Consider the following 1,285-nt stretch of genomic DNA (forward strand, 5'->3'; position numbering starts at 1 on the left):
AGCCAGTAGTGTCGGCGTTGGAAGGCGTAGGTGGGGAGTTCGGTGTGGTGGGCGTCAATCCCGGCGAACAACTCCGGCCAGTCGACCGCCACCCCGGCGGTGAACAACGCACCCAGCCCCGCCAGCACCGCCTCGACCTCGCCACGACCATGACGCAGACTCGGCACCGCCGTGATGTCCTGACCGTCCAGACACTCCCGCACCGACCCGGTCAGCACCCCGTCCGGACCCAGCTCGACAAACCGCGTCACACCCCGCTCACGCAACCGCGCAACCGTGTCGGCGAACCGCACCGTGTCACGCACATGCCGCACCCAGTACTCCGGATCCGCCATCGCCCCGTTCACAGTCCCCCCACCCGGCGGCCGGAAATCCAACCCCGCCACCACCGCACGGAAATCGTCCAGCATCGGCTCCATCAACGCCGAATGAAACGCATGACTCACCACAAGCCGCTTCGTCCGGCACCCCCGCTCGGACAACCGCCGCACAACCCCCTCGACCGCGGCCCCCTCCCCCGACACCACCACCGACCCCGGACTGTTCACCGCCGCGATCGACACCCCACCACCCGACTCGGCCACCACCGGCGCCACCACGTCCTCACCCGCGGCAACCGCCACCATCACCCCACCGGGCGCCAGCCCCTGCATCAACCGGCCCCGCGCAGTCACCAACGCACACGCATCCGCCAGCGACAACACCCCCGACACATGAGCCGCGGCAACCTCCCCCACAGAATGACCCGCCACAAAATCCGGAACCACACCCCACGACCCGAACAACCGGAACAACGCCACCTCAACCGCGAACAACGCCGGCTGCGCGAACTCCGTCGAATCCAGAAGCCCCCCAGCACCCTCCTCACCGAAAACAGCCGACCTCACCACCGGATCCAACAACTCACACACCCGATCAAAAGCAGCCGCGAACACCGGAAACCGCCCATACAACTCCCGGCCCATCCCCACCCGCTGCGAACCCTGACCGGAGAACACCACCGCCACACGACCCCGACCCACCACACCAGCCCCAGACCCAACCCCAGACCCAGCGCCGGCCCCGGCCTCACCCCCGGCAACAACCGCCAACCGATCCAGCAACTCCTCCCGCCCCGACGCAACCACCACCGCCCGATCCCCATGCACAGCACGACCAACCGCCAACGAATACGCAACATCCGCCAACACCACATCCGGCCGCTCCGCCACAAACGACCGCAAACGAGCAGCCTGACCACACAACGCCCCCGACCCACGACCCGACAACACAAACGGCAACACCG

At 67.8% G+C, this 1,285-nt stretch carries 1 protein-coding gene; it reads right to left on the bottom strand.

The features are described from left to right. Positions 1–1,007 (bottom strand): acyltransferase domain-containing protein (locus ABZ719_RS37680; RefSeq protein ID WP_366729676.1); only part of this gene is annotated, 1,007 nt, incomplete at its 3' end. Positions 1,008–1,285: the final 278 nt, after the last annotated feature.

The sequence above is a fragment of the Streptomyces sp. NPDC006743 genome, from assembly GCF_040703815.1.
Lineage (GTDB): Bacteria > Actinomycetota > Actinomycetes > Streptomycetales > Streptomycetaceae > Streptomyces.